Here is a 22,709-nt window from a genome sequence, read left to right as displayed (position 1 = left end):
CTTCGCTCGACGGCTACTCGAAACGAACGTGAGATAATGGCGCGCTTACGCCTTCGGCGCGGCGCGGCCGGTGCGGTGCTTGGCCTTCGCCTTGTCGGCTGCCGGAACGATTTCCGGGATCGTGACCGAACCGCCGGCCTTTTCGACCGCTTCGATCGCCGACTTCGACGCACCGGCGACGGTAAGGGTCAGCTTCGCGGTCAGTTCGCCCTTGCCGAGCAGACGGACGCCGTCCTTGCCACCACGGGTCAGGCCGGCTGCGTTGAGCGCTGCCTGGTCCAGAGCCGCGGACGCATCGAGCTTGCCCGCGTCGATCGCCTTCTGGATCGCGCCGATGTTCACCTCGGCATAATCCTTGGCGAAGATGTTGTTGAAGCCGCGCTTCGGGATACGCATGTGGAGCGGCATCTGACCGCCCTCGAAGCCATTGATCGAAACACCTTCACGGCTCTTCTGACCCTTGACACCGCGACCTGCGGTCTTGCCCTTGCCCGAGCCGATACCACGGCCGACCCGCATCCTGCGGTGACGGGCGCCTGCATTGTCGCGGAGATCGTTCAGTTTCATGTCGTGCACTCGCTTTCGCTATGTTCGCGCTGGAAAAACAATAAAGCCCTCCCCCCGCTGGGGAGAGGGTTTGGGTGAGGGGCGGCGTCTCGCAGAGACCGGAGCCTATTGCAAGGCCACTCTCCCAACCCTCTCCCCGATGGGGAGAGGGCTATGAAGGCTTAGCCTTCGACGACTTCAACCATGTGCGGCAGCTTGCGGATCATGCCACGGACCTCCGGGCTGTCCTCGAGCTCGCTGACCTTGTGCATCTTGTTGAGGCCCAGGCCGATCAGCGTTGCGCGCTGATCCTTGGTGCGGCGGATCGGCGAACCGATCTGCTTGATCTTGATGGTAGCCATTGTCGCTTACTCCGCGATCGCAGCTGCATCCGCCTCGGCGGTCTGCGACCCACCGCGGCCGAGCAGGTCGGCGATCTTCTTGCCGCGACGCTGGGCGACCGACTTCGGCGAAGTCTGTTCGGTCAGCGCCTCGAAGGTGGCACGGATCATGTTGTACGGGTTCGACGTGCCGACCGACTTCGTCACGACGTCATGGACGCCGAGCGATTCGAAGATCGCGCGCATCGGGCCGCCGGCGATGATGCCGGTACCGGCAGGCGCCGTACGGATGGTCACGCGGCCGGCACCGAAGTGGCCGTTGCCGTCGTGATGCAGCGTGCGGCCGTCCTTCAGCGGAACGCGGACCATGGCCTTCTTCGCGGCGGCAGTCGCCTTGGAGATGGCTTCCGGCACTTCGCGCGCCTTGCCGTGACCGAAGCCAACGCGGCCCTTGCCGTCGCCCACGACGACCAGCGCCGCGAAGCCGAAGCGCTTGCCGCCCTTCACCGTCTTCGAGACGCGGTTGATGTGAACCAGCTTCTCGATCAGCTCTTCGCCGCCGTCGTCCTGGCCAGGACCGCCGCGACCGCGACCGTCACGACCACGACCACCGTCGCGACCACCACGATTGCCGCCCGGGCCACCCGGACCACGACCACGACCACCGCCCGGACCGCCGCGACCACGGCCACCGCCCTGGTAGCCGCCCTGGTAGCCGCCCTGCGGAGCGTCGTTGGTTGCAGCCGAAGCATCGACCGGCGCGCCGGTTTCCGGCGTGTTGTTCTCGTCGGCCATCTTAGAACTCCAATCCGCTTTCACGCGCGGCTTCCGCCAGCGCCTTGACGCGACCGTGGAACAGGAAGCCACCGCGGTCGAAGACGACCTGGGTGACGCCCGCGGCCTTCGCCGCCTCGGCCACGCGCTGACCAACGGCCTTGGCGGCGTCGATCGTCGCGCCGGTCTTGCCGGCATTGTCCTTGCCCAGCGTCGAAGCGGCAGCGAGGGTCTTGCCCTCGGCGTCGTCGATGACCTGTGCGTAGATGTGCTTGCCCGAGCGATGCACGCTCAGACGAGGGCGAGTACCCGAACGCGCACGCAGCGCGGTACGGTTGCGGCGACGCCGCTTCTCGAAGAGGGAGAGACCCTTGGTCATTACTTCTTCTTCCCTTCCTTGCGGAAGATGAACTCGCCGTCGTACTTGATGCCCTTGCCCTTGTAGGGCTCGGGCTTACGCCAGCGACGGATTTCCGCGGCGAACTGGCCGACCGCCTGCTTGTCCGACCCCGAGATCTCGACCGTGGTCTGATCCGGAGTCTTCACCTCGATGCCTTCCGGCACGTCGAGGTCGACGTCATGCGAATAGCCCAGCTGCAGTTTCAGCTTCTTGCCCTGCGTGCTCGCACGATAGCCGACGCCGGTGATGAGCAGCTTCTTCGAGAAGCCCTCGGTCACGCCGGTGACCAGGTTCTGCACCATCGTCCGCTGCATGCCCCAGAAGGCGCGCGCCGACTTGCTGTCGTTGGCCGGCTGCACCGAGATGCCGCCGTCTTCGAGCGTGTAGCTGATCTCGTCACGCATCGCGAGCGCCAGGGTGCCCTTCGGCCCCTTCACGTTCAGCGTCTTGCCGTCGATCGAGGCGGTGACGCCTGCCGGTACGGTGACCGGCTTCTTGCCGATGCGGCTCATCAGAACACCTCCGCCAGCACTTCGCCACCGACGTTCTGCTCACGCGCTTCCGCGTCCGAGAGAACGCCGTTCGGCGTCGAGACGATCGTGATGCCAAGGCCGTTGCGGACGCGCGGCAGTTCGGTCGAACCCGAATAGACGCGGCGACCCGGCTTCGAGACACGCGCGACGTGCTTGATTGCGGGCTGGCCCTCGAAATACTTCAGTTCGATGCGGATGCCGGCGGCGGGGCCCATCTGCTCTTCGCTGTAGCCACGGATGTAGCCTTCGCGCTGGAGCACATCGAGCACGCGCTGGCGCAGCTTCGAACCCGGGGTCAGCACGCTGTCCTTGCGGGCACGCTGTCCGTTGCGGATGCGGGTGAGCATGTCACCCAGGGGATCGGTCAATGCCATCTTGCTACCCTTACCAGCTCGACTTCGTGAGACCCGGGATCTGGCCCTTGTTGGCCAGTTCACGCAGCATCACACGGGCGAGGCGGAACTTGCGGTAATAGGCGCGCGGGCGCCCCGTCAGCTCGCAGCGATTGCGGATGCGCGTCGGGTTACCGTTGCGCGGGATTTCCGCCATCTTCAGGCGGGCGATCAGACGCTCAGTCTCGTCGAGACTCTCGTCATTCGCGGTCGCCTTGAGCTTCGCATACTTGCCGGCGTACTTTTTCACCAGCAGCTTGCGCTTCTCGTTCTTGTTGATCGAACTCAGTTTCGCCATTGGACTTAAGCTCTCTTTATGCCGCTTGCTTCTCGGCCTGGTCGCCGACCATGCCGATGAAGGGGAAGCCGAACAGACGGAGCAGCTCGCGCGCTTCCTCGTCGGTCTTCGCGGTGGTGGTCACGATGATGTCCATGCCGCGGATCTTGTCCACGCTGTCATAGCTGATTTCCGGGAAGATCAGCTGTTCCTTCAGACCCATCGCATAATTGCCGCGGCCGTCGAACGACTTGGGGTTCAGACCACGGAAATCTCGGATACGCGGCATCGCGATCGTCACGAGACGATCGAGGAATTCGTACATGCGCTCGCGGCGAAGGGTGACCTTCACGCCGATCGGCATGCCCTCACGCAGACGAAACTGCGCGATCGACTTCTTCGCCTTAGTGATGACAGGCTTCTGGCCGGCGATCTTCTCCATTTCGGAGGCAGCCTGGTCGACCTTCTTCTTGTCCTGGGTCGCCTCACCGACGCCCATGTTGATCACGATCTTGTCGAGACGCGGCACTTCGAGCGGGTTCTTGTACCCGAACTTGGCCTGCATCGCCTTGGCGATGCTGTCGTCATACTGCTTGCGCAGGCGCGGCTTGTACGAATCAGCCATTGATCGCCTCCCCGGTCTTCACGGCCACGCGGACCTTCTTGCCGTCCTTGGTCTCGAAACGGACGCGCGTCGGCTTGCCGTCGGCGGTCACGTGCGCGACCTTCGAGATGTGCAGCGGCGCTTCCGAACGCTTCAGGCCGCCCTGCGGGTCGCCCTGGGTCGGCTTGGTGTGGCGCACGGCGATGTTCACGCCGGCCACGACGACCTTGCCGTCCTTCGGATGCGAAGCGGTGACTTCGCCGACCTTGCCCTTGTCCTTGCCGGACAGGACGATCACGCGGTCACCCTTCTTGATCTTCGCGGCAGCCATTACAGCACCTCCGGCGCGAGCGAGATGATCTTCATGAAACCCTTCGTGCGCAGTTCGCGGACGACCGGGCCAAAGATACGGGTGCCGATCGGCTCCTCGTTCTTGTTGACCAGGACGGCGGCGTTGCCGTCGAAGCGAATGACCGAGCCATCGGCCCGGCGAACGTCCTTGGCGGTGCGGACGATGACGGCGCGATGCACGTCACCCTTCTTCACCTTGCCACGCGGTGCAGCTTCCTTGATGCTGACGACGATGACGTCGCCCACGCCGGCGAAGCGACGCTTCGACCCGCCCAGCACCTTGATGCACTGCACCCGCTTCGCGCCGCTGTTGTCAGCGACGTCGAGATTGGACTGCATCTGGATCATCGATCCGTATCCTTCTCTCTCTTCTGGGCCCGATACCGACCGGAGCCCGCCTTGGATTTCGTCATCCCGGACTTGATCCGGGATCCAGGGTCACGAGCGATGCCGCCCCTGGCTCTGGATCCTGACTTTCGTCAGGATGACGACGTTGCGTTTAAGCAGCTGCGGCTTCTTCGCCGGACAGCTCGACGCGTTCCGGGGTCGCGTGGGTGTTGACCCGCTCGACGACCTTCCACGTCTTCAGCTTCGACATCGGCGCAGTCTCTTCGATGCGCACGGTCTCGCCCTGCTTGTACTCGTTCGCCTCGTCATGGGCGTGGTACTTCTTCGAGCGGCGGATGATCTTGCCGTAGAGCGGGTGCTTGACCTTGCGCTCCACGTTCACAACCACCGTCTTGTCGGTCTTGTCCGAGACGATCACCCCGGTCAGCACGCGCTTCGGCATGTCTCTCAGTCCTTACTTGGCCGCTGCGGCGCGCTGCGCCTGCAGGGTCTTGATGCGTGCGATGTCGCGACGGACTTCGCGGACGCGGCTCGGCTTCTCGAGCTGGCTGGTCGCCGCCTGGAAGCGCAGGTTGAACTGCTCGCGCTTCAGCTGGCCGAGCTGCTCGTTCAGCTGATCGTCGCTGTTGGCGCGAAGATCGGTTGCCTTCGTCATTGTCTTATCCTTCCAGGTGCGACGTGTCGCCGAGGCGCGCGACGACCTTGGTCTTGATCGGCAGCTTCATGGCCGCACGCTCGAACGCTTCGGCGGCGAGCGGACCCGCGACACCGTCGAGCTCGAACAGGATGCGACCCGGCTTGACGCGGGCGGCCCAATATTCCGGCGCACCCTTGCCCGAGCCCATGCGGACTTCGGCCGGCTTCGACGAAACCGCGACGTCCGGGAAGATGCGGATCCAGAGGCGACCCTGGCGCTTGATGTGGCGCGTGATCGCGCGGCGGGCCGCTTCGATCTGGCGTGCGGTGATCCGCTCCGGCTCCATCGCCTTAAGCCCGTACGAGCCGAAGTTCAGGTCCGTGCCGCCCTTGGCCACACCATGGATGCGGCCCTTGAACTGCTTGCGGAACTTGGTCTTTTTCGGTTGCAGCATGATCTAGCCCTTAGTTCCGGCGATCGTCGCGCATCGGGCGAACGCCCGAGGTCTGCGCTTCCATCATCAGCCGCTCCTGCGCGAGCGGATCATGGCCCAGGATTTCACCCTTGAAGACCCAGACCTTCACGCCGCAGACGCCATAGGCGGTGTGCGCCTGGGCCTCTGCATAGTCGATGTGCGCACGCAGCGTGTGCAGCGGCACGCGGCCTTCGCGATAGCTCTCGGTGCGCGCGATTTCGGCGCCGCCCAGACGGCCACCGCACATCACCTTGATGCCGTCGGCACCAAGGCGCATCGCCGACTGCACCGCACGCTTCATGGCGCGGCGGAAGGCGATACGACGCTCGAGCTGATCGGCGATGCCCTGCGCGACGAGCTTGGCATCGATTTCCGGCTTGCGGATCTCGACGATGTTCAGCGAGACTTCCGATGAGGTCATGCCGTTCAGCGTCTTGCGCAGCTTCTCGATGTCGCTGCCCTTCTTGCCGATGATGACACCGGGGCGAGCCGCGTAGATCGAGATGCGGGCGAGCTTCGCCGGACGCTCGATCACGACCTTCGAGATCGCGGCCTGCGGCAGCGTCTTCAGGATGTACTGGCGGATCTTGAGATCCTCGAGCAGCAGGCGGCCGTAATCGGCGCCCTCTGCGAACCAGCGGCTATCCCAGGTCCGGTTGATCTGCAGACGCAGACCGATGGGGTTGCTCTTGTGACCCATTACGCTTCTTCCTGCTCGCGCACGACGATGCGCAGACGGCTGAACGGCTTCAGGATGCGGGTGGACTTGCCACGGCCGCGCGTCGCGAAGCGCTTCATGGTGATCGACTTGCCGACCGACGCCTCGGCGACGACGAGCGCGTCGACGTCGAGGTTGTGGTTGTTCTCGGCGTTGGCGATCGCGGAGGCGAGCACCTTGCGCGCGTCAACCGCCATCGCCTTCTTCGAGAAGGCGAGGATGTTGAGCGCCTGGCCGACCGGCTTGCCGCGGATCAGGCCCGCGACTAGGTTCAGCTTCTGCGCCGAACCCCGGATCTGCGTGCCGACCGACAGCGCTTCCTTGTCGCCAACGCGGCGACCTGCTGCTGGCTTGCTCATTAGCGCTTGCCCTTCTTGTCGGCGGCGTGGCCCGGGAAGAACCGGGTCGGCGCGAACTCACCGAGCTTCATGCCGACCATGTCTTCGTTGACCGACACCGGCACGTGCTTGCGGCCGTTGTAGACGCTGAAGGTCAGGCCGACGAACTGCGGCAGGATGGTGGAACGACGCGACCAGGTCTTGATCGCACCGGCACGGGTGCCGGCGTCCTGAGCGGCTTCGGCCTTCTTCAGAAGGTTCAGGTCCACGAACGGACCCTTCCATACGGAGCGAGCCATTACTTCTTCCTCGCGTGGCGGCTGCGGATGATCATCTTGTCCGTCGCCTTGTTGTGGCGGGTGCGCGCACCCTTCGTCGGCTTGCCCCACGGGGTGACCGGGTGACGGCCGCCCGAGGTCCGGCCTTCACCACCGCCGTGCGGGTGGTCGACCGGGTTCTTGGCAACGCCGCGGGTCAGCGGGCGCTTGCCGAGCCAGCGATTGCGGCCGGCCTTGCCGAGGTTCTGGTTCTGGTTGTCGGGGTTCGACACCGCGCCAACGGTCGCCATGCAGTTCGCATGGATGTAGCGCTGCTCGCCCGAGTTCAGACGGACGATGACCATGCCGCGGTCACGACCGACGACCTGGACGTACGTGCCTGCCGAACGGGCGATCTGGCCACCCTTGCCCGGCTTCATCTCGACGTTGTGGACGATCGTGCCGACCGGCACCGAGCCCAGCTCCATCGCATTGCCCGGCTTCACGTCGGTCTTCTTGCCCGCGATCACCTTGTCGCCGACGCCGAGGCGCTGGGGAGCGATGATATAGGCCTGCTGACCTTCGCCGTAGCTGACGAGCGCGATGAAGGCGGTGCGGTTGGGATCATATTCGATCCGCTCGACCGTGCCTTCGACGTCCCAGGTGCGACGCTTGAAGTCGATGATGCGATAGCGCTGCTTGTGACCACCGGCGATGCCGCGCGAGGTCACATGGCCCTTGTTGTTACGGCCACCCGTCTTGGTCTTGCCCTCGGTGAGGGACTTGACCGGACGGCCCTTCCACAGGCCCGAGCGGTCGACCAGGATGAGGCCGCGGACGCCGGGCGAAGTGGGGTTGTAGTTCTTAAGTGCCATGGCCCTCAGATCCCCGTGGTGACGTCGATCGAGTCGCCGTCCTTCAGCGTGACAATCGCCTTCTTCATGTCGCTGCGGCTGTAGGGCGTGCCCTTCCAGCGCTTCGTCTTGCCCTTCTGGACCAGCGTGTTCACACCGGTGACGGTGACGTTGAACAGCGCTTCGACGGCAGCCTTGATCTCAGGCTTCGATGCGTCGTTGGCGACCTTGAACACCACCGCATTCGCCTCGCTGACCAGCGTCGACTTCTCGGTGATGTGCGGCGCCAGGATGACGTCGTAGTGGCGGTTCGCGACCGCGGCTTTCTGCGGCTTAGCCATTGAAGCGCGCCTCCAGCTTCTCGACAGCGGCGCGGGTCAGCACCAGCGTGTCATGCTTCAAGATGTCGTACACGTTGGCGCCCATCGCCGGCAGGACGTTGACCTGACGCAGGTTGCCAGCGGCCAGCGCGAAGCTCGTGTCGATCGTGTCGCCGTCGATGACGAGAGCGGTCTTGCCGAAGCCGAGCTTCGTCAGATCGCCCTTCAGCGTCTTCGTCTTGTTGCCGTCGACCGTCAGGCTGTCCATGACGACCAGCGTGCCGGCCTTGGCATGGCTCGACAGAGCCATCTTCAGACCGAGTGCGCGGATCTTCTTGTTCAGCGACGGATTGAAGTCGCGGACGCGGGCGCCGTGCGCCTTACCACCGCCGATGAACACCGGAGCGCGGCGATCGCCGTGACGAGCCGTACCGCCGCCCTTCTGGCGACCGAGCTTCTTGCCCGAACGAGCGACATCAGCACGCTCACGCGTACCGCGTGCAGTCGCGCGACGCTTCTCGAGCTGCCAGGTGACGACGCGGTGCAGAATGTCGGCGCGCGGCTCGAGGCCGAAGACCTCGTCGTTCAGCTCGACGTCTGCTGCGTTGGTCCCGGCGAAGGATTGAACCTTGACCTTCACGTTCAGCCCTCCTGGCCGTCGGTCGCGGGCGTTGCCGGAGCAGCGTCAGCGGTATTGGTGTTGGCGGCCTGCTTCAGCCCTGCCGGACGCGGCGCGTCGGCATTCGGCTTCAGCTTGACCGAGTCCTTGACGAGCAGCCAGCCACCCTTCGAGCCGGGCACCGAGCCCTTCACGAAGATCAGGCCGCGCTCTGCATCCGTCGAGACGATCTCGAGGTTCTGCTGGGTGCGGGTGCGGGCGCCCATGTGCCCGGCCATCTTCTTGTTCTTGAAAACGCGACCCGGGTCCTGGCGGTTACCGGTCGAACCGTGCGAACGGTGCGAGACCGACACGCCGTGCGTCGCGCGCAGACCGCCGAAGCCCCAGCGCTTCATCGCGCCGGCGAAGCCCTTGCCCTGGGTCGTGCCCTGGACGTCGACCATCTGGCCAGCGACATAATGCTCTGCCGAAATCTCGGCACCGACGTCGAGCAGGTTATCCTCGGTCACGCGGAATTCCGCCAGGATCGCCTTGGGCTCGACCTCGGCCTTGCCGAACATGCCGCGCTGCGGCTTGGCGACGTTCTTGGCCTTGGCGCTGCCCGCGCCCAGCTGCACCGCGACGTAGCCGTCACGGTCGTTTTCCTTGCGTGCGATGACCTGGAGACCATCAAGCTGCAGGACGGTCACGGGCACGTGGCGCCCATCGTCCTGAAACAGCCGGGTCATGCCCAACTTCTTCGCGATCACGCCTGTGCGCATGATGCGTATTCCTTCCAAACAGAGGCTCCCGTTCCCAGGAGCGTGCCAACGAAAAGACCCCCCGACTACGTCGAAGGGCCAGCCCAATTCCAAGTGCCCCCGTCAGGGCTAGCGTTTTCGCTTCATCATAAAGCGAAAGACGGGGACTCAGGCGCCAGCCCGTAGACTGACCGGTATCCCTGCTTTCGTGAGGATCGCCGAAGCGATTCTCAGCACGCAGCGGGTTCAACCCGATGCGGGAGATGGCCCCTTAGTGGAAGCGGCTGCTTCCGTCAACAGGACCATCAGCATTCCAGCGTCTTCCCGGACTTGGTCCGGGATCCAGGGTTATCTCGCGCAACGCTGGGTTGCTTGGCCCTAGATCCCCGCTTTCGCGGGAATGACGATTGGAGGGGAATTCATGACCCCGGCCTTCGCCGGGGCTAGAGGCAGACTGACTTACGCCAGCTTGATCTCGACGTCGACGCCGGCGGCCAGGTCGAGCTTCATCAGCGCGTCGACCGTGTTGGCGGTCGGCTGCACGATGTCGAGCATGCGCTTGTAGGTGCGCACTTCGAACTGCTCGCGGCTCTTCTTGTCGATGTGGGGACCACGGTTGACCGTGAACTTCTCGATCTTGGTCGGAAGCGGAATCGGGCCACGGATCAGGGCGCCGGTGCGGCGCGCGGTGTCGGCGATCTCGCCGGTCGCGGCATCGAGCACGCGGTGGTCGAACGCCTTCAGACGAATGCGGATATTATTGTCCATGTACCCTACCGATGCGAAAGAGCGGACCCCGTTGCCGGGGTTCTTGCTGTTGCGGTGAAATTCGAAGGCGCGCCCTTACAGGCGACTTGGGCGCGGATCAAGCCCGACGCGCGAAAAAGCGACGAATGGTCGAGTGCCTCACCAGCATTTTCCGGTCGGTTGCCCGGCTTCGGGAAGGACGCGCAGGCGGCGCTTGCCCCAGTAGCTGAGGTCCATCGAGACGCGGACGGGCGCGCCGGGTTTGGTCCATATCTCCTGATCGCCCTGGTTCTCCGACCCCGTGCGGCAGCGCCGCCAGCCCCGAGCAGCGAGCGCCTCGGTCGCCTTGAAGACGGCGGATTGGTCGGTGTCGTGCCAGAGCGTGAGTTGATTGAAGCCCGACTCTTGCCGCCGCGCGACATCGACGGCCGCCTGATACGGCCCCGTGCCGAGCAGCCGGACGCCGTCCCGGCGGCACCGCAGCGCGCTTCCGGTGTCGGCACAATGGGTAAAGCTGAGTCGCTCGGCAAAGGCGCGTGTGCCGGTGACCGGCAGGCCATCGAAGGCGACGTCAGGCGGCGGCGGCGCTGGGGCGGGCTGGCAGGCCGCGAGGGACGCCAGTGCTATGGCAATGAACGTTCGATTTCGGACCACCGCCACGCCCCCTCCCCGTTCGTGCTGAGCTTCTCGAAGCACCGCTCTTAGTGCCGCAAGGTCGCAGCGAGTGTATCGTAGTACGGTGCTTCGACAAGCTCAGCACGAACGGGCGATGGGCGGTGGCACGCCCGCCCTACCAGCCCCAAAACGAAAAAGCCCGGCCTCCCTGTCGGGAAGCCGGGCTCTTCGAACTCAGCCCTTACGGGCGAAGCTTACTTCTCGATCGTCGCGACGACGCCGGCGCCGACGGTGCGGCCGCCTTCGCGGATCGTGAAGCGCTGACCGACGTCCATAGCGATCGGAGCGATCAGCTTGATGCCCAGAGCGACGTTGTCGCCCGGCATGACCATCTCGGTGCCTTCCGGCAGCTCGATCGTGCCGGTCACGTCCGTCGTACGGAAGTAGAACTGCGGACGATAGTTGGCGAAGAACGGCGTGTGACGGCCACCTTCGTCCTTCGACAGCACGTACACTTCCGACTTGAAGTCGGTGTGCGGCTTGATCGAACCCGGCTTGGCGAGAACCTGGCCACGCTCGACTTCTTCACGGCCGACGCCGCGGATCAGCGCGCCGATGTTGTCGCCGGCCTGGCCCTGGTCGAGCAGCTTGCGGAACATTTCGACGCCGGTGACGGTGGTCTTGCGGACCGACTCCTGGATGCCGACGATCTCGACTTCTTCACCGACCTTGACCACGCCGGTCTCGACGCGGCCGGTCACGACCGTACCACGACCCGAGATCGAGAACACGTCTTCGATCGGCATCATGAACGGCTTGTCCAGCGGACGCTCCGGCTGCGGGATCGACTCGTCGACAGCGGCCATGAGCGCGAGGACGGCGTCCTTGCCCAGCTTCTCGTCGGTGCCGTTCAGAGCGGCGGTCGCCGAACCACGGATGATCGGAATGTTGTCACCGTCGAACTCACGCTTGCTGAGCTCTTCGCGGACTTCCATTTCGACCAGCTCGAGGATTTCCTCGTCGTCGACCAGGTCGCACTTGTTGAGGAAGACGACCATCGTCGGCACGCCGACCTGACGGGCGAGCAGAATGTGCTCCTTCGTCTGCGGCATCGGGCCGTCGGTCGCGGCGACGACCAGGATCGCGCCGTCCATCTGCGCCGCGCCGGTGATCATGTTCTTCACATAGTCGGCGTGGCCCGGGCAGTCGACGTGGGCGTAGTGACGGTTGGCGGTCTCATACTCGACGTGCGCGGTCGAGATGGTGATGCCGCGCTCGCGCTCTTCCGGCGCCTTGTCGATGTTGGCGAAGTCGACCGCGGCGTTGCCCGCGACGTTCTCGGCCAGGATCTTGGTGATCGCTGCGGTCAGCGAGGTCTTGCCATGGTCGACGTGACCGATGGTGCCGATGTTGAGGTGCGGCTTGTTCCGCTCGAATTTTGCCTTGGCCATTGTTTCCTACCTTCTGGTCTGAATTGTCTTGTTCGCGAGCGGCGCCGCGGAGTGGACGCGGCCCCTTAGCGAGTGTTTTCCCGTAATTCCAGCCCCAACCCCACCGTTCGTGTCGAGTAGGGATCGAGCGAAGCCGAGAGACCATATCGAGACGGATTTCTCGATACGCCGTCTCGACACGCTCGACGGCTACTCGAAACGAACGGGAGGAAGTGTGACGGAATGGCTTATGCCATTTTCGCCTTCACCTCGTCGGCCACGTTCTGAGGAACCTCATCATAGTGGCTGAACTGCATCGAGTAGTTCGCGCGACCCTGGGTGAACGAGCGCAGCGAGTTCACATAGCCGAACATGTTGGCCAGCGGGACCATCGCCGTCACCGCCTGCGCGTTGCCGCGCGTGTCGGTGCCCTGGATCTGGCCGCGGCGGCTGTTCATGTCGCCGATGACGTCGCCCAGATAATCCTCCGGCGTCACGACTTCCACCTTCATCACCGGCTCGAGCAGCGTGATGCCGGCCTTCTGGGCCGCTTCACGCATTGCACCGCGCGCGGTGATTTCGAACGCCAGCGCCGACGAGTCGACGTCGTGGTACGCGCCGTCATACAGCACGATCTCGAAGTCGATGATCGGGAAGCCGACCAGCGAACCGGTGGCAGCCGTCTCGCGGAAGCCCTTTTCGATCGCCGGCAGATATTCCTTCGGAATGTTGCCGCCCTTGATCTCGTCCTTGAAGATGATGCCCGCACCGCGCTCGCCCGGCGTCAGCTTCACCTTCACGCGACCGAACTGGCCGGTACCGCCCGACTGCTTCTTGTGCGTGTAGTCGATGTCGACCGGCTTCTTGAGGTATTCGCGATACGCCACCTGCGGCGCACCGACGTTCGCCTCGACCTTGAACTCGCGCTTCATGCGGTCGACCAGGATCTCGAGGTGGAGTTCGCCCATCCCCTTGATGATGGTCTGGCCCGATTCGTGATCGGTCGAGACGCGGAACGAGGGGTCCTCGGCGGCCAGGCGGTTGAGCGCGATGCCCATCTTTTCCTGGTCGGCCTTGGTCTTCGGTTCCACCGACAGCTCGATCACCGGTTCCGGGAACTCCATGCGCTCCAGGATGATCGGGTTCGACGAATCGCACAGCGTGTCGCCGGTCGTCGTTTCCTTGAGACCCGCGATGGCGACGATGTCACCCGCACGCGCCTCATCGATGTCCTCACGGCTGTTCGCATGCATGAGCAGCATACGACCGATCTTTTCCTTCTTGTCCTTCACCGAGTTCAGATACTGACCCTTGGTGAGGGTGCCCGAATAGATGCGGGCGAAGGTGAGCGAGCCGACGAACGGATCGTTCATGATCTTGAACGCGAGCAGCGACATCGGCGCATCGTCCGACGCGGGGCGCGAATCCGGGGTTTCGCCGTCGAGCTTCACGCCCTGGACGTCCGGAATGTCGAGCGGGCTCGGCAGATAGTCGACGACGGCGTCGAGCAGCGGCTGCACGCCCTTGTTCTTGAACGCCGAACCGCAGACGATCGGCACGAAGTCCATTGCCAGCGTGCCCTTGCGGATCAGCTTCTTGAGGGTGGCGGTGTCCGGCTCGTTGCCTTCCAGATACGCTTCCATCGCCTCGTCGTCCTGCTCGACGGCGAGTTCGATCAGGTCGCTGCGATACTTGGCAGCCTTTTCCTTCAGGTCATCCGGAATGTCCTGATATTCGAACTTCGCGCCCAGCGACTCTTCGAGCCAGATGATCGCGCGGTTCTCGACCAGATCGACCAGGCCCTTGAAGCCACCCTCGATGCCGATCGGAAGGTACAGCACGGCAGGCTTGGCGCCCAGGCGATCGATGATCGTGTCGACGCAGTAATAGAAATCGGCACCGGTCCGGTCGAGCTTGTTGACGAAGCACATGCGCGGCACGCCGTACTTGTCGGCCTGACGCCACACGGTTTCCGACTGCGGCTCGACGCCGGCCACGCCGTCGAAGCAGGCGACCGCGCCGTCGAGCACGCGCAGCGAACGCTCGACTTCGATGGTGAAGTCGACGTGGCCGGGGGTGTCGATGATGTTGATCAGGTGCTCTTCACCCTTGCCCTCTGCCGCGCGCCACTTGCAGGTGGTCGCCGCCGAGGTGATGGTGATGCCGCGCTCCTGCTCCTGCTCCATCCAGTCCATCGTCGCGGTGCCTTCGTGCACTTCGCCGATCTTATAGGACTTGCCGGTGTAATAAAGGATGCGCTCGGTCGTCGTCGTCTTGCCGGCGTCGATGTGCGCCATGATGCCGATATTGCGGTAACGCTCGAGCGGATGGCTGCGGGCCATGATCGTTCACTCCTGTGCCGACTGTGCGGCGGGGCTAAATAGTCTTTAGGGCCTCGCGCCCCAGCCGTTCGGGCTGAGCCTGTCGAAGCCCTGTCTTTCCTTCTTCCGAAGAAGAAGAGCAGCCCTTCGACAAGCTCAGGGCGAACGCGTTGGGGGAGAGGCTTTCGCCTCGCCCCCATATAGTAACCGAAATTACCAGCGGTAGTGGCTGAACGCGCGGTTCGCTTCCGCCATGCGGTGCGTGTCTTCGCGCTTCTTGACCGCATTGCCACGGTTATTCGACGCGTCGAGCAGTTCGCCCGACAGACGCGCCGACATCGTGTGCTCGCTGCGGTTGCGCGCGGCCGTGATCAGCCAGCGAATCGCGAGCGCCTGCGCACGCTCCGGACGGACTTCGACCGGAACCTGGTAGGTCGCACCGCCGACGCGGCGGCTGCGGACTTCGATGCCCGGCTTGATGTTGTTCAGCGCGTCATGGAACACGCCGACCGGATCCTTCTTCGCGCGCTGCTCGACGGTTTCCATCGCCGAATAGACGATGCCTTCCGCCACGGCCTTCTTGCCGTCCAGCATCACGCTGTTCATGAACTTCGACAGGACCTCATCACCAAACTTGGGATCAGGCAGAATTTCCCGCTTCTCGGGACGACGACGACGAGCCATGTGCTCTTCCTTTACAAAACCTGCGGAGCGCTTGGCGCCCTGGATCCCCGCCTACGCGGGGATGACTCTACGCGGGGCCACGGCCCCGCTCGGTCACTTCGGACGCTTGGCGCCGTACTTGGAACGCGACTGGCGGCGGTCCTTCACACCCTGCGTATCGAGCACGCCGCGCAGGACGTGGTAGCGAACGCCGGGAAGATCGCGCACACGGCCACCGCGGATGAGCACGACCGAGTGCTCCTGCAGGTTGTGGCCTTCGCCCGGGATGTACGAAATGACTTCGCGCTGGTTGGTCAGACGGACCTTGGCGACCTTGCGGAGCGCCGAGTTCGGCTTCTTCGGAGTCGTCGTGTAGACGCGCGTGCAGACGCCGCGCTTCTGCGGGTTCTGTTCCATCGCAGGGACCTTCGACTTGGCCTTCTGCGGTTCGCGACCCTTGCGGATCAGCTGGTTGATCGTTGGCATGAAGCCCTTCACCTTTGTGTTTACCGGCGAATTCCGGCGGTTACTTTGCTGGAGCCCTTGATGTTTCTCGAAACAGCGGAACGGGCCGTGGGAAGCATATCGCCCCCCGGGCCCGGTCAGTCTCCAGCAACGTTCAGCTCTGTCCCGGCGCGAGCGGCGAGGCGGATTCGCCCCTTCGGTCACATGCCGGAACGCGGGCGCCTATAGCAGAAGGGGGATTTCGGTCAACCGGGGCGGCTGAATGGCCTCAGGGGCTTAACCGCGTTGAAACGGGTGCCGGGGTAGAGGGCGGCATGGCCCACCCGCCCTCTCCCGCCCGTCCGACGCTCCGTCGCAGCCCGGCGCTGATGCTGCGCGACTGGAGCCGGCGCGCGGCGAACGACAACGTGCCGTTCGGGTGGAGCGGGTGGCAGACGATTACCCCAGAGGGCGCGGCACGCTACTACGCCGCTGTCGCACGGGCGGAGTTGGACTGAGAACCGTTCGCCCTGAGCTTGTCGAAGGGCCGTACTTTGATCCACACGCTCATCGACGGCGGCTCAAAGAACGGTACTTCGACAAGCTCAGCACGAACGGTAGGGTTGCGCTTAAATGTGGAGAGCCCGCCCGTAAGCGGCCAACACGCTCTCATGCATCATTTCGGAGAGCGTCGGGTGCGGGAAGACCGTCTCCATCAGCTCTGCCTCGGTCGTCTCCAGCGTCTTGCCGACCGTGTAGCCCTGGATCAACTCGGTCACTTCCGCCCCGACCATGTGCGCGCCGAGCAGTTCGCCGGTCTTGGCGTCGAACACCGTCTTGATGAAGCCCTCCGCCTCGCCCAGCGCGATCGCCTTGCCGTTGCCGATGAAGGGGAAGGTGCCGACCTTCAGTTCGTAGCCGGCTTCCTTCGCCTTGGCCTCGGTCAGGCCGACGCTGGCAACCTGCGGGTGGCAATAGGTGCAGCCCGGGATGTTCTTCGGGTCCATCGCATGCGGGTGCTTGCCGGCGATGGCTTCGGCGGCGATCACGCCTTCATGGCTGGCCTTGTGCGCGAGCCACGGCGGCGCGGTGATGTCGCCGATCGCCCACAGCCCCTCGACGTTGGTCCGGCACATCGCGTCGGTCTTAAGGAAGCCGCGGTCATCGATCGCGACGCCCAATTCCTTCAGGCCGATGTCGGCGGTGTTCGGCACGATGCCGATCGCGACGATGACATGGCTGAACTCGGCGTCGGTGACCTTGCCCGCCTTGTCCTTCAGCTTGGCGGTCACGCCCGTGTCGGTCGCCTTGATATCGCTGACGCCGGCGCCGGTGAGGATGTTCATCCCCTGCTTCTTGAGCGCCTTTTCGAGGAAGGCCGACACATCGGCGTCCTCGACCGGCACGATGCGGTCCATCATCTCGACGACCGTCACGTCCGCACCCATGTCGTTGTAGAAGCTGGCGAATTCGATCCCGATCGCGCCCGATCCGATGACCAGCAGCTTGGTCGGCATTTCGGTCGGGACCATCGCGTGGCGATAGGTCCAGACGCGCTTGCCGTCCGCCGGCAGGCCCGGCAGGTCGCGCGCCCGCGCACCGGTCGCGACGATGATGTTCTTCGCGGTCAGTTCGGTCGCCTTGCCGTCCTTGTCGGTGACGGTCAGCTTGCCCTTACCGGTCAGCTTGCCGGTGCCCATGTGGACCGCGATCTTGTTCTTCTTCATCAGGTGCGTAACCCCCTGATTCAGCTGCTTCGACACCCCGCGCGAGCGCTTCACTACGGCGTCGAGGTCGGCGGAGATCTTCTCCGCGGCCAGGCCGTAATCCTTGGCGTGCTGCATATAGTGGAAGATCTCGGCCGAGCGCAGCAGCGCCTTGGTCGGGATGCAGCCCCAGTTGAGGCAGATGCCGCCGAGCAATTCGCGCTCGACGATCGCGACCTTCAGGCCCAGCTGCGCGCCACGGATCGCCGCGACATAGCCGCCGGGGCCGGAGCCCAGCACGATCAGGTCATAGGTTTCGGCCATGTCGGGACAACTCCAGTCAGAGGATGGGTTCGCCAGGCAGCAGGCTGAGCCCGCCGGCGAGAATGAGCATGTCGGCAACCGCGAGCATCACGACCGCACTGCCGGACACCGGCGTCGAGCGACGGCCGAAGGTGCCGCGCTGCGTCCAGACGCAGGCGAGCGCGCAAAACGCGCCGGCCGCGAGCACCGCGACCAGCCGCGCCGCGACCGGCGCGACGAGGCCCGCCACCTGCCCTGCCGCGACACCGGCGACATTGCCGACGATCGAGACGAAGAAGATGAGCGGGACGAGCAGAAAGATGAGCGGCAGCAGTACGCTGTCGACGCTGTCGTGATCGACCAGCCGGCTGCGCGCCACCCACAGCGCCAGCACGACGAGCGTCGTCGGCAGCGCGGCAGCGATCGCGATCGGATAGGCGAGCGCCGGGATCATCCCGCGACGGGGCGCGGCTGGCGATGTTCGTCGATCGCGACGAAGACGAACTGCGCCTGGGTGACGAGGCAGCTTTCCTCTACGTGGCGGCCACGGCGCCACGCCTGGACGTCGATCGTCATCGAAGTGCGACCGACCTTCACCAGATCGGCATAGACCGACACTTCGTCGCCGACCGCGACGGGCGCGTGGAACTTCATGCCCTCAACCGCAATCGTCACCGCGCGGCCATGGGCATGGCGCGACGCGACGAGCCCGGCGGCCATGTCCATCTGGCTCATCAGCCAGCCGCCGAAGATATCGCCATAGGGGTTGGCGTCGGCGGGCATCGTCGTGACGCGGATGGCGGGTTGCTGCGCCGGCTGGCCGATCCGCGCCTCATCCATGATGACGATCCTTCAACCAGGCCCGGCGAACGGGCGCGATGCCGAGCGCGACGACGATGGCGGCGATGACCCAGCCGCTCACCTCGATCTCGCGGCGAGCCAGCGGATAGGCCCAGGCCGCGACGCTGACGATGATCAGCGTCGCGGCTAGGCCCGTGGCCACGAAGAACAATTCTATGGCCGTGTGCTTCGGCACGCCCCTGTCCTCCGTAAGTGCCCGCTGGCTCAAGCGATCATGCCGAGCGGTGCCTCGACCAGTTCCTTGAACGCCTTCATCAACTGCGCGCCATCCGCACCGTCGATCGCGCGGTGATCGAAGCTGCCGGTCGCCGACATGACGGTCGCGACGCCCAGCGCGTCGTCGACGATGTACGGCCGCTTCTCGCCCGCGCCGATCGCCATGATCATGCCCTGCGGCGGGTTGATGACGGCTTCGAACTGCTTGATGCCGAACATGCCCATGTTGCTGAGCGAGGCGGTACCGCCCTGATATTCCTCGGGCTTCAGCTTGCCTTCCTTGGCGCGGCCGGCAAGCTCCTTCATCTGCGTCGAGATGCTCGACGGCGAGGCGTTGGCGGCGTCGCGGATGATCGGGGTGATCAGGCCGGTCGGCGTCGACACCGCGACCGACACGTCGGCGCGCTTGTAGCTGACCAGCGAATCGCCGGTGAAGGTGACGTTGCACTTGGGCGTCGCCTCCAGCGCGACGCCGAGCGCCTTGATGAGCAGGTCGTTGACCGACAGCTTCACGCCGCGGGCCTCGAGCGCCTTGTTCAGGTCGCTGCGCAGCTTCAGCAGCGCGTCGAGGCGGATGTCGACCGTCAGATAGATGTGCGGAACGGTCTGCTTCGATTCGGTCAGGCGGCGTGCGATGGTCTTGCGGATGTTGGTGAGCTTCTCAACCTCATGCGGGATGCTCTCGTCCCACCAGACCTTGGCCGGAGCGGCGGGCGCGGCAGCGGCCGGCGCTTCGCTTGCGGCGGGTGCCGACGCGCTTTCGACGGTCTTGGCCGGAGCCGCACCGGGCTTCGCGCCCTCGACATCAGCCTTGACGATGCGACCGTTGGGGCCGGAGCCGGCCACGCCCGATAGCTCGACACCCTTTTCCGCGGCGATACGGCGAGCGAGCGGAGACGCCTTCACCCTGGAGCCCTCCCCCCGCTGGGGAGAGGGTTGGGAGAGGGGCCTATCCGCGGGCGGAGCACTCTGCGAGGCTCCCCCCTCTCCCAAACCCTCCCCCCGAGGGGGGGAGGGCTTTTCGGGCTCGGCCTTCTTTTCTTCAGCCTTCGGTGCGGCGGCAGCGGAGGCATCCTCGCCCTCGGCGGCGATCGTCGCGATGACGGTGCCGACCTTCACGCCGTCCGTACCCTCGGCGACCAAGATGCTGGCGATCGTGCCTTCGTCGACGGCTTCGAATTCCATCGTCGCCTTGTCGGTCTCGATCTCGGCGAGCAGATCGCCCGCCTTCACGACGTCACCTTCCTTGACCAGCCACTTGGCGAGCGTACCCTCCTCCATCGTCGGAGAGAGCGCGGGCATTTTCAGATCGATCGCCATGACGGGTCCTGTTTCCGTTAGGGCGCCCTCTCTTGCGCCCGTACCGCCCGCGGTCAAGGCCAAGCTTCTGCGGGCGATGCTTGCGTTGGCATCGTCAAGGCGGCACTCAGTTGCGGGAAAAGGCGGGGATATTTGAAATGCGGACCTATCTGGTCGTGGTCGACGACAGCCCGGAGGCGGAGAATGCGCTGCGCTTCGCGGCGCGGCGTGCGGTGAAGACCGGCGGGGGCGTCGAGATCCTCGCCCTCATCCCGCCGTCCGAGTTCGTCCAATGGGGCGGCGTCCAGGCGACGATCGAGGAAGAGGCGCGGCTGCATGCCGAGGCGATCGTCGCCGGCGCGGCCGGGACGCTGCTTGCCGAATCGGGGGTGACGCCGTCGATCGTGGTGCGGCAAGGTGACGGGCCGAAGATCGTCCGCGAAATGATCGACGCGAACCCCGACATCGCCGCGCTGGTGCTCGGCGCAGCCTCCAGCGGCGCACCGGGACCGTTGGTCAGCCATTTCGCCGGAACCGATGCGGGAGCGCTAAGCGTGCCGGTGATGCTGATTCCCGGATCGCTGAGCCGCGAGGACATCGACCGGGTGAGTTGACCCGCGCGGGAAGGCGCATCGCCCTCCCCTTCGCACGCACGCCCCGGTTCGGTGCTCCCGCGTCGCTCGGGAGCACCGATGGGGTCGGGCGGGACCGTGGGTGTAGGCCGGCCCCGCCCTAGGCGGAATCAAAGGCTCTGGATCGTAGAGCCGCTGATAATCTTGGACGATACGCGCCGGCGGTCCGACGCCGGAAGCATCCCGTTAACCCGAGACTAAGCACAAAATCCCGCATTTTGAACGCTAAACGGCGGTCGCCCGAATCCCGTATCGGGGCAGGTCAGCCCGCGATGCGCGGCGCGAGGATCCGCATCAGCGCCTCGCACCCGGCCGCGTCGCCCGCATCGAACCGAGCCGGCTCCGGGCTGTCGAGATCGAGCACGCCGATCAGCACGCCCTGGCTGACGATCGGCACGACCAGTTCGGAGCGGCTCGCAGCGTCGCAGGCGATATGGCCGGGAAAGGCGTGAACATCCTCGACCAGCTGCGTCTCGCGCGTCTCGGCCGCGGTCCCGCAGACACCCTTGCCGAAGGGAATACGGATGCACGCCGCCTTGCCCTGAAACGGGCCGAGCACGAGTTCGTCGTTCACATTCCGGTAGAAGCCGGCCCAGTTGAGATGGGGCAGATACTGCCAGATCAGCGCGGCGACATTCGCCATGTTGGCGATGGCGTCGGGTTCGTCCGCGGTCAGCGCATCGAGCGCGGACGCGAGGTCGCGGTAGAGGTCGGATTTGGTGCCGTCGGCGATGGTGAAGTCGTACATGGGCTTCACATAACCATTCCTCCCCTGCAAGGGGAGGGGGACCGCGGCCGTAGGTCATGGTGGAGGGGTGTTCCGCTATCCGTAGAGGGTGACACCCCTCCGTCAGGCCTGCGGCCTGCCACCTCCCCTTGCAGGGGAGGATAGACTTTAGTCCACCCGTACCTTCCCCCGTCCCGCCTTGACCGCGCTCCGGCCCTTCTTCTCATCCACCCGCTTGGCCTTCGCCGCACGCGACGGCTTGGTCTTCACCCGTTTGGCCTGACGGACATGCGCCTCGGCGATCAATTCGGACAGGCGCGCGCGGGCGTCTTCGCGGTTGGCGTCCTGGGTACGGAAACGGCGCGCAGTGATCAGCAGTTCACCGCTTGCGGTCAGCTTGCTACCGGCAAGCAGCTTCAACTTGGCATAGGCGTGCGGTAGCAGGCCCAGCTTGAAGACATCGATCCGAAGCTGGACCGCGGTCGCGACCTTGTTGACGTTCTGCCCACCGGGGCCGGTCGCGGCGAGGAACTTCTCCTCGATGATCGCCGCGTCGGGGATCACCGTGCGAAGCCGAGCGCCGCGAAGCGATCGGGCAGGTCGGCTTCCGCCTCCGCCGGCGGCTTGCCTGCGCGCACCAAACGTAACGACGCCGCGTGGAGCATCATGCCCCCCGCCCCGCCGTTGCCATAGACGGGGTCGCCGACGATCGGCACGCCCAGCCCGGTCGCGGCGTGGACGCGCAGCTGATGGGTGCGCCCCGTTTCGGGCCGAAATTCGATGAGGGCACGGCCTTCCTTCACCTGAAATAGGGTCCAGTGCGTGCGCGCCGCCTTGCCGTCGTCGCGCGTGACCATACGCCAGCCCTCTTCGCGCGTGCTGACCTTGGCGAGCGGCAGGTCGATCGTCCCGCCCTCCCCCTCCGGCACGCCGTCGAGGATCGCGAGATAGCGCTTTTCCACCTGACCGGCCTCGAACGCCTGGCCGAAGCGCTTCGCGGCACCGGGATTGCGCGCGAGCAACAGGCAGCCGCTGGTGTCGCGGTCGATACGGTGGACCGGCTGGGGCAGCCGGTGGAAGCCGAACGTCAGCTCGTGCAGCATCGATTCGACGCTGGGGGAACGATCGCGCGGGCTATCGACCGGCAGGCCGGCGGGCTTGTCGAGGATCATCGCCTCGCCATCGAGGAAGAGGATGCGGTCTGCGATCATTCCCATCCTC

The 22,709-nt window shown here is 65.1% G+C and carries 36 protein-coding genes; 2 read left to right on the top strand and 34 right to left on the bottom strand.

Annotation, left to right across the window (positions count from 1 at the left end):
* Positions 1-45: 45 nt before the first annotated feature.
* From rplO to rpsL, 26 genes are all read right to left on the bottom strand, one after another.
* Positions 46-567, bottom strand: a complete 522-nt coding sequence (rplO, locus tag ACFSC3_RS02455) for a 50S ribosomal protein L15 (RefSeq protein ID WP_380938365.1) — start codon at positions 565-567, stop codon at positions 46-48.
* A 161-nt stretch (positions 568-728) separates the two neighbouring features.
* A complete protein-coding gene (rpmD, locus tag ACFSC3_RS02450; protein WP_380938363.1) occupies positions 729-908 on the bottom strand; it encodes a 50S ribosomal protein L30 in 180 nt (59 codons plus the stop codon).
* 6 nt (positions 909-914) lie between these two features.
* A complete protein-coding gene (gene rpsE / locus ACFSC3_RS02445) occupies positions 915-1,682 on the bottom strand; it encodes a 30S ribosomal protein S5 (RefSeq protein WP_380938361.1) in 768 nt (255 codons plus the stop codon).
* A gap of 1 nt (position 1,683) precedes the next feature.
* Positions 1,684-2,040: a 50S ribosomal protein L18 gene (gene rplR, locus ACFSC3_RS02440; protein WP_380938359.1), complete on the bottom strand. Its 357-nt coding sequence runs from the start codon at positions 2,038-2,040 to the stop codon at positions 1,684-1,686.
* The gene (gene rplF / locus ACFSC3_RS02435) at positions 2,040-2,573 is read right to left on the bottom strand and encodes a 50S ribosomal protein L6 (protein WP_380938357.1); all 534 of its coding nucleotides are present in this window, start codon (positions 2,571-2,573) and stop codon (positions 2,040-2,042) included. Before rplF ends, rplR begins: the two co-directional genes overlap by 1 nt.
* Positions 2,573-2,968, bottom strand: coding sequence for a 30S ribosomal protein S8 (rpsH, locus tag ACFSC3_RS02430; protein ID WP_056423606.1), 396 nt, complete (start codon positions 2,966-2,968; stop codon positions 2,573-2,575). Before rpsH ends, rplF begins: the two co-directional genes overlap by 1 nt.
* 10 nt (positions 2,969-2,978) lie before the next feature.
* Positions 2,979-3,284, bottom strand: coding sequence for a 30S ribosomal protein S14 (gene rpsN / locus ACFSC3_RS02425; RefSeq protein WP_056423604.1), 306 nt, complete (start codon positions 3,282-3,284; stop codon positions 2,979-2,981).
* A 16-nt stretch (positions 3,285-3,300) separates the two neighbouring features.
* A complete protein-coding gene (gene rplE / locus ACFSC3_RS02420) occupies positions 3,301-3,888 on the bottom strand; it encodes a 50S ribosomal protein L5 (RefSeq protein WP_294290188.1) in 588 nt (195 codons plus the stop codon).
* On the bottom strand, positions 3,881-4,198 hold the full coding sequence (rplX, locus tag ACFSC3_RS02415) for a 50S ribosomal protein L24 (RefSeq protein ID WP_380938354.1): 318 nt from the start codon (positions 4,196-4,198) through the stop codon (positions 3,881-3,883). The genes rplE and rplX overlap by 8 nt, the downstream gene beginning before the upstream one ends.
* Positions 4,198-4,566 (bottom strand): 50S ribosomal protein L14, encoded by a 369-nt coding sequence (rplN, locus tag ACFSC3_RS02410; RefSeq protein WP_056423598.1) that lies wholly within the window; start codon positions 4,564-4,566, stop codon positions 4,198-4,200. The genes rplX and rplN overlap by 1 nt, the downstream gene beginning before the upstream one ends.
* A gap of 151 nt (positions 4,567-4,717) precedes the next feature.
* Positions 4,718-5,008: a 30S ribosomal protein S17 gene (gene rpsQ, locus ACFSC3_RS02405; protein ID WP_380938351.1), complete on the bottom strand. Its 291-nt coding sequence runs from the start codon at positions 5,006-5,008 to the stop codon at positions 4,718-4,720.
* A 12-nt stretch (positions 5,009-5,020) separates the two neighbouring features.
* A complete protein-coding gene (rpmC, locus tag ACFSC3_RS02400) occupies positions 5,021-5,221 on the bottom strand; it encodes a 50S ribosomal protein L29 (RefSeq protein ID WP_205496805.1) in 201 nt (66 codons plus the stop codon).
* A gap of 4 nt (positions 5,222-5,225) precedes the next feature.
* Positions 5,226-5,657, bottom strand: a complete 432-nt coding sequence (gene rplP, locus ACFSC3_RS02395) for a 50S ribosomal protein L16 (RefSeq protein WP_056423592.1) — start codon at positions 5,655-5,657, stop codon at positions 5,226-5,228.
* 10 nt (positions 5,658-5,667) lie between these two features.
* Positions 5,668-6,378 (bottom strand): 30S ribosomal protein S3, encoded by a 711-nt coding sequence (rpsC, locus tag ACFSC3_RS02390; protein ID WP_205496807.1) that lies wholly within the window; start codon positions 6,376-6,378, stop codon positions 5,668-5,670.
* Positions 6,378-6,755: a 50S ribosomal protein L22 gene (rplV, locus tag ACFSC3_RS02385; protein WP_380938348.1), complete on the bottom strand. Its 378-nt coding sequence runs from the start codon at positions 6,753-6,755 to the stop codon at positions 6,378-6,380. Before rplV ends, rpsC begins: the two co-directional genes overlap by 1 nt.
* Positions 6,755-7,033: a 30S ribosomal protein S19 gene (gene rpsS, locus ACFSC3_RS02380; protein ID WP_056423586.1), complete on the bottom strand. Its 279-nt coding sequence runs from the start codon at positions 7,031-7,033 to the stop codon at positions 6,755-6,757. Before rpsS ends, rplV begins: the two co-directional genes overlap by 1 nt.
* Positions 7,033-7,866, bottom strand: a complete 834-nt coding sequence (gene rplB, locus ACFSC3_RS02375) for a 50S ribosomal protein L2 (protein ID WP_380938346.1) — start codon at positions 7,864-7,866, stop codon at positions 7,033-7,035. Before rplB ends, rpsS begins: the two co-directional genes overlap by 1 nt.
* A 5-nt stretch (positions 7,867-7,871) precedes the next feature.
* Positions 7,872-8,186, bottom strand: coding sequence for a 50S ribosomal protein L23 (locus ACFSC3_RS02370; protein ID WP_380938344.1), 315 nt, complete (start codon positions 8,184-8,186; stop codon positions 7,872-7,874).
* On the bottom strand, positions 8,179-8,805 hold the full coding sequence (rplD, locus tag ACFSC3_RS02365; protein ID WP_380938342.1) for a 50S ribosomal protein L4: 627 nt from the start codon (positions 8,803-8,805) through the stop codon (positions 8,179-8,181). The genes ACFSC3_RS02370 and rplD overlap by 8 nt, the downstream gene beginning before the upstream one ends.
* A 2-nt stretch (positions 8,806-8,807) precedes the next feature.
* Positions 8,808-9,545 carry a 50S ribosomal protein L3 gene (gene rplC / locus ACFSC3_RS02360; protein WP_380938340.1) on the bottom strand — a complete coding sequence of 246 codons (738 nt, stop codon included), beginning with the start codon at positions 9,543-9,545 and terminating at the stop codon, positions 8,808-8,810.
* A 438-nt stretch (positions 9,546-9,983) separates the two neighbouring features.
* Positions 9,984-10,292, bottom strand: a complete 309-nt coding sequence (gene rpsJ / locus ACFSC3_RS02355) for a 30S ribosomal protein S10 (protein WP_056423578.1) — start codon at positions 10,290-10,292, stop codon at positions 9,984-9,986.
* 138 nt (positions 10,293-10,430) lie between these two features.
* Positions 10,431-10,931, bottom strand: coding sequence for a hypothetical protein (locus ACFSC3_RS02350; protein ID WP_380938338.1), 501 nt, complete (start codon positions 10,929-10,931; stop codon positions 10,431-10,433).
* Between the two features lie 209 nt (positions 10,932-11,140).
* Positions 11,141-12,337: an elongation factor Tu gene (gene tuf / locus ACFSC3_RS02345; protein WP_380938336.1), complete on the bottom strand. Its 1,197-nt coding sequence runs from the start codon at positions 12,335-12,337 to the stop codon at positions 11,141-11,143.
* Between the two features lie 227 nt (positions 12,338-12,564).
* Positions 12,565-14,658 carry an elongation factor G gene (fusA, locus tag ACFSC3_RS02340; protein WP_380938334.1) on the bottom strand — a complete coding sequence of 698 codons (2,094 nt, stop codon included), beginning with the start codon at positions 14,656-14,658 and terminating at the stop codon, positions 12,565-12,567.
* A gap of 192 nt (positions 14,659-14,850) precedes the next feature.
* Positions 14,851-15,321, bottom strand: coding sequence for a 30S ribosomal protein S7 (gene rpsG, locus ACFSC3_RS02335; protein ID WP_380938332.1), 471 nt, complete (start codon positions 15,319-15,321; stop codon positions 14,851-14,853).
* 93 nt (positions 15,322-15,414) lie between these two features.
* Positions 15,415-15,786 (bottom strand): 30S ribosomal protein S12, encoded by a 372-nt coding sequence (gene rpsL / locus ACFSC3_RS02330; RefSeq protein ID WP_028969180.1) that lies wholly within the window; start codon positions 15,784-15,786, stop codon positions 15,415-15,417.
* A 293-nt stretch (positions 15,787-16,079) separates the two neighbouring features.
* Here rpsL and ACFSC3_RS02325 point away from each other — a divergent pair, with 293 nt between their 5' ends.
* Positions 16,080-16,262, top strand: a complete 183-nt coding sequence (locus ACFSC3_RS02325) for a hypothetical protein (RefSeq protein WP_380938330.1) — start codon at positions 16,080-16,082, stop codon at positions 16,260-16,262.
* A 111-nt stretch (positions 16,263-16,373) separates the two neighbouring features.
* On the opposite strand, the gene lpdA is transcribed toward ACFSC3_RS02325, so the two are convergent.
* Genes lpdA through ACFSC3_RS02300 form a run of 5 tightly spaced genes read right to left on the bottom strand, consistent with a single transcriptional unit; the run spans position 16,374 to position 20,150 of the window.
* The gene (gene lpdA / locus ACFSC3_RS02320; protein WP_380938328.1) at positions 16,374-17,774 is read right to left on the bottom strand and encodes a dihydrolipoyl dehydrogenase; all 1,401 of its coding nucleotides are present in this window, start codon (positions 17,772-17,774) and stop codon (positions 16,374-16,376) included.
* A gap of 16 nt (positions 17,775-17,790) precedes the next feature.
* On the bottom strand, positions 17,791-18,207 hold the full coding sequence (locus tag ACFSC3_RS02315; protein ID WP_380938326.1) for a hypothetical protein: 417 nt from the start codon (positions 18,205-18,207) through the stop codon (positions 17,791-17,793).
* Positions 18,204-18,593 carry an acyl-CoA thioesterase gene (locus tag ACFSC3_RS02310; RefSeq protein WP_380938324.1) on the bottom strand — a complete coding sequence of 130 codons (390 nt, stop codon included), beginning with the start codon at positions 18,591-18,593 and terminating at the stop codon, positions 18,204-18,206. Before ACFSC3_RS02310 ends, ACFSC3_RS02315 begins: the two co-directional genes overlap by 4 nt.
* On the bottom strand, positions 18,586-18,789 hold the full coding sequence (locus tag ACFSC3_RS02305) for a hypothetical protein (protein ID WP_380938322.1): 204 nt from the start codon (positions 18,787-18,789) through the stop codon (positions 18,586-18,588). Before ACFSC3_RS02305 ends, ACFSC3_RS02310 begins: the two co-directional genes overlap by 8 nt.
* 29 nt (positions 18,790-18,818) lie before the next feature.
* On the bottom strand, positions 18,819-20,150 hold the full coding sequence (locus tag ACFSC3_RS02300; RefSeq protein ID WP_380938320.1) for a pyruvate dehydrogenase complex dihydrolipoamide acetyltransferase: 1,332 nt from the start codon (positions 20,148-20,150) through the stop codon (positions 18,819-18,821).
* A 137-nt stretch (positions 20,151-20,287) separates the two neighbouring features.
* On the opposite strand from ACFSC3_RS02300, the gene ACFSC3_RS02295 reads away from it, so the two are divergent.
* Complete coding sequence (locus ACFSC3_RS02295) at positions 20,288-20,743, top strand: universal stress protein (RefSeq protein WP_205496842.1); 456 nt, start codon at positions 20,288-20,290, stop codon at positions 20,741-20,743.
* Positions 20,744-21,023: 280 nt separating this feature from the next.
* On the opposite strand, the gene ACFSC3_RS02290 is transcribed toward ACFSC3_RS02295, so the two are convergent.
* The 3 genes from ACFSC3_RS02290 to ACFSC3_RS02280 form a co-directional block, all read right to left on the bottom strand.
* On the bottom strand, positions 21,024-21,509 hold the full coding sequence (locus ACFSC3_RS02290) for a GAF domain-containing protein (RefSeq protein ID WP_380938555.1): 486 nt from the start codon (positions 21,507-21,509) through the stop codon (positions 21,024-21,026).
* Positions 21,510-21,656: 147 nt separating this feature from the next.
* Positions 21,657-22,052: an alternative ribosome rescue aminoacyl-tRNA hydrolase ArfB gene (gene arfB / locus ACFSC3_RS02285; RefSeq protein WP_380938318.1), complete on the bottom strand. Its 396-nt coding sequence runs from the start codon at positions 22,050-22,052 to the stop codon at positions 21,657-21,659.
* Complete coding sequence (locus ACFSC3_RS02280; protein ID WP_380938316.1) at positions 22,049-22,699, bottom strand: RluA family pseudouridine synthase; 651 nt, start codon at positions 22,697-22,699, stop codon at positions 22,049-22,051. The genes arfB and ACFSC3_RS02280 overlap by 4 nt, the downstream gene beginning before the upstream one ends.
* Between the last annotated feature and the right edge of the window lie 10 nt (positions 22,700-22,709).

Source organism: Sphingomonas floccifaciens, assembly GCF_042681125.1.
Lineage (GTDB): Bacteria > Pseudomonadota > Alphaproteobacteria > Sphingomonadales > Sphingomonadaceae > Sphingomonas > Sphingomonas floccifaciens.
The sequence above is the reverse complement of the archived record's forward strand: the minus strand, read 5'-3'. Positions and strand labels throughout refer to the sequence as shown.

What these genes read in the sequence shown, in the direction of transcription:
- rplO (WP_380938365.1), bottom strand. Translation starts at nt 567, where the DNA reads ATGAAACTGAACGATCTCCGCGACAATGCAGGCGCCCGTCACCGCAGG.
- rpmD (WP_380938363.1), bottom strand. Translation starts at nt 908, where the DNA reads ATGGCTACCATCAAGATCAAGCAGATCGGTTCGCCGATCCGCCGCACC.
- rpsE (WP_380938361.1), bottom strand. Translation starts at nt 1,682, where the DNA reads ATGGCCGACGAGAACAACACGCCGGAAACCGGCGCGCCGGTCGATGCT.
- rplR (WP_380938359.1), bottom strand. Translation starts at nt 2,040, where the DNA reads ATGACCAAGGGTCTCTCCCTCTTCGAGAAGCGGCGTCGCCGCAACCGT.
- rplF (WP_380938357.1), bottom strand. Translation starts at nt 2,573, where the DNA reads ATGAGCCGCATCGGCAAGAAGCCGGTCACCGTACCGGCAGGCGTCACC.
- rpsH (WP_056423606.1), bottom strand. Translation starts at nt 2,968, where the DNA reads ATGGCATTGACCGATCCCCTGGGTGACATGCTCACCCGCATCCGCAAC.
- rpsN (WP_056423604.1), bottom strand. Translation starts at nt 3,284, where the DNA reads ATGGCGAAACTGAGTTCGATCAACAAGAACGAGAAGCGCAAGCTGCTG.
- rplE (WP_294290188.1), bottom strand. Translation starts at nt 3,888, where the DNA reads ATGGCTGATTCGTACAAGCCGCGCCTGCGCAAGCAGTATGACGACAGC.
- rplX (WP_380938354.1), bottom strand. Translation starts at nt 4,198, where the DNA reads ATGGCTGCCGCGAAGATCAAGAAGGGTGACCGCGTGATCGTCCTGTCC.
- rplN (WP_056423598.1), bottom strand. Translation starts at nt 4,566, where the DNA reads ATGATCCAGATGCAGTCCAATCTCGACGTCGCTGACAACAGCGGCGCG.
- rpsQ (WP_380938351.1), bottom strand. Translation starts at nt 5,008, where the DNA reads ATGCCGAAGCGCGTGCTGACCGGGGTGATCGTCTCGGACAAGACCGAC.
- rpmC (WP_205496805.1), bottom strand. Translation starts at nt 5,221, where the DNA reads ATGACGAAGGCAACCGATCTTCGCGCCAACAGCGACGATCAGCTGAAC.
- rplP (WP_056423592.1), bottom strand. Translation starts at nt 5,657, where the DNA reads ATGCTGCAACCGAAAAAGACCAAGTTCCGCAAGCAGTTCAAGGGCCGC.
- rpsC (WP_205496807.1), bottom strand. Translation starts at nt 6,378, where the DNA reads ATGGGTCACAAGAGCAACCCCATCGGTCTGCGTCTGCAGATCAACCGG.
- rplV (WP_380938348.1), bottom strand. Translation starts at nt 6,755, where the DNA reads ATGAGCAAGCCAGCAGCAGGTCGCCGCGTTGGCGACAAGGAAGCGCTG.
- rpsS (WP_056423586.1), bottom strand. Translation starts at nt 7,033, where the DNA reads ATGGCTCGCTCCGTATGGAAGGGTCCGTTCGTGGACCTGAACCTTCTG.
- rplB (WP_380938346.1), bottom strand. Translation starts at nt 7,866, where the DNA reads ATGGCACTTAAGAACTACAACCCCACTTCGCCCGGCGTCCGCGGCCTC.
- ACFSC3_RS02370 (WP_380938344.1), bottom strand. Translation starts at nt 8,186, where the DNA reads ATGGCTAAGCCGCAGAAAGCCGCGGTCGCGAACCGCCACTACGACGTC.
- rplC (WP_380938340.1), bottom strand. Translation starts at nt 9,545, where the DNA reads ATGCGCACAGGCGTGATCGCGAAGAAGTTGGGCATGACCCGGCTGTTT.
- rpsJ (WP_056423578.1), bottom strand. Translation starts at nt 10,292, where the DNA reads ATGGACAATAATATCCGCATTCGTCTGAAGGCGTTCGACCACCGCGTG.
- tuf (WP_380938336.1), bottom strand. Translation starts at nt 12,337, where the DNA reads ATGGCCAAGGCAAAATTCGAGCGGAACAAGCCGCACCTCAACATCGGC.
- fusA (WP_380938334.1), bottom strand. Translation starts at nt 14,658, where the DNA reads ATGGCCCGCAGCCATCCGCTCGAGCGTTACCGCAATATCGGCATCATG.
- rpsG (WP_380938332.1), bottom strand. Translation starts at nt 15,321, where the DNA reads ATGGCTCGTCGTCGTCGTCCCGAGAAGCGGGAAATTCTGCCTGATCCC.
- rpsL (WP_028969180.1), bottom strand. Translation starts at nt 15,786, where the DNA reads ATGCCAACGATCAACCAGCTGATCCGCAAGGGTCGCGAACCGCAGAAG.
- ACFSC3_RS02325 (WP_380938330.1), top strand. Translation starts at nt 16,080, where the DNA reads ATGGCCCACCCGCCCTCTCCCGCCCGTCCGACGCTCCGTCGCAGCCCG.
- lpdA (WP_380938328.1), bottom strand. Translation starts at nt 17,774, where the DNA reads ATGGCCGAAACCTATGACCTGATCGTGCTGGGCTCCGGCCCCGGCGGC.
- ACFSC3_RS02315 (WP_380938326.1), bottom strand. Translation starts at nt 18,207, where the DNA reads ATGATCCCGGCGCTCGCCTATCCGATCGCGATCGCTGCCGCGCTGCCG.
- ACFSC3_RS02310 (WP_380938324.1), bottom strand. Translation starts at nt 18,593, where the DNA reads ATGGATGAGGCGCGGATCGGCCAGCCGGCGCAGCAACCCGCCATCCGC.
- ACFSC3_RS02300 (WP_380938320.1), bottom strand. Translation starts at nt 20,150, where the DNA reads ATGGCGATCGATCTGAAAATGCCCGCGCTCTCTCCGACGATGGAGGAG.
- ACFSC3_RS02295 (WP_205496842.1), top strand. Translation starts at nt 20,288, where the DNA reads ATGCGGACCTATCTGGTCGTGGTCGACGACAGCCCGGAGGCGGAGAAT.
- ACFSC3_RS02290 (WP_380938555.1), bottom strand. Translation starts at nt 21,509, where the DNA reads ATGTACGACTTCACCATCGCCGACGGCACCAAATCCGACCTCTACCGC.
- ACFSC3_RS02280 (WP_380938316.1), bottom strand. Translation starts at nt 22,699, where the DNA reads ATGATCGCAGACCGCATCCTCTTCCTCGATGGCGAGGCGATGATCCTC.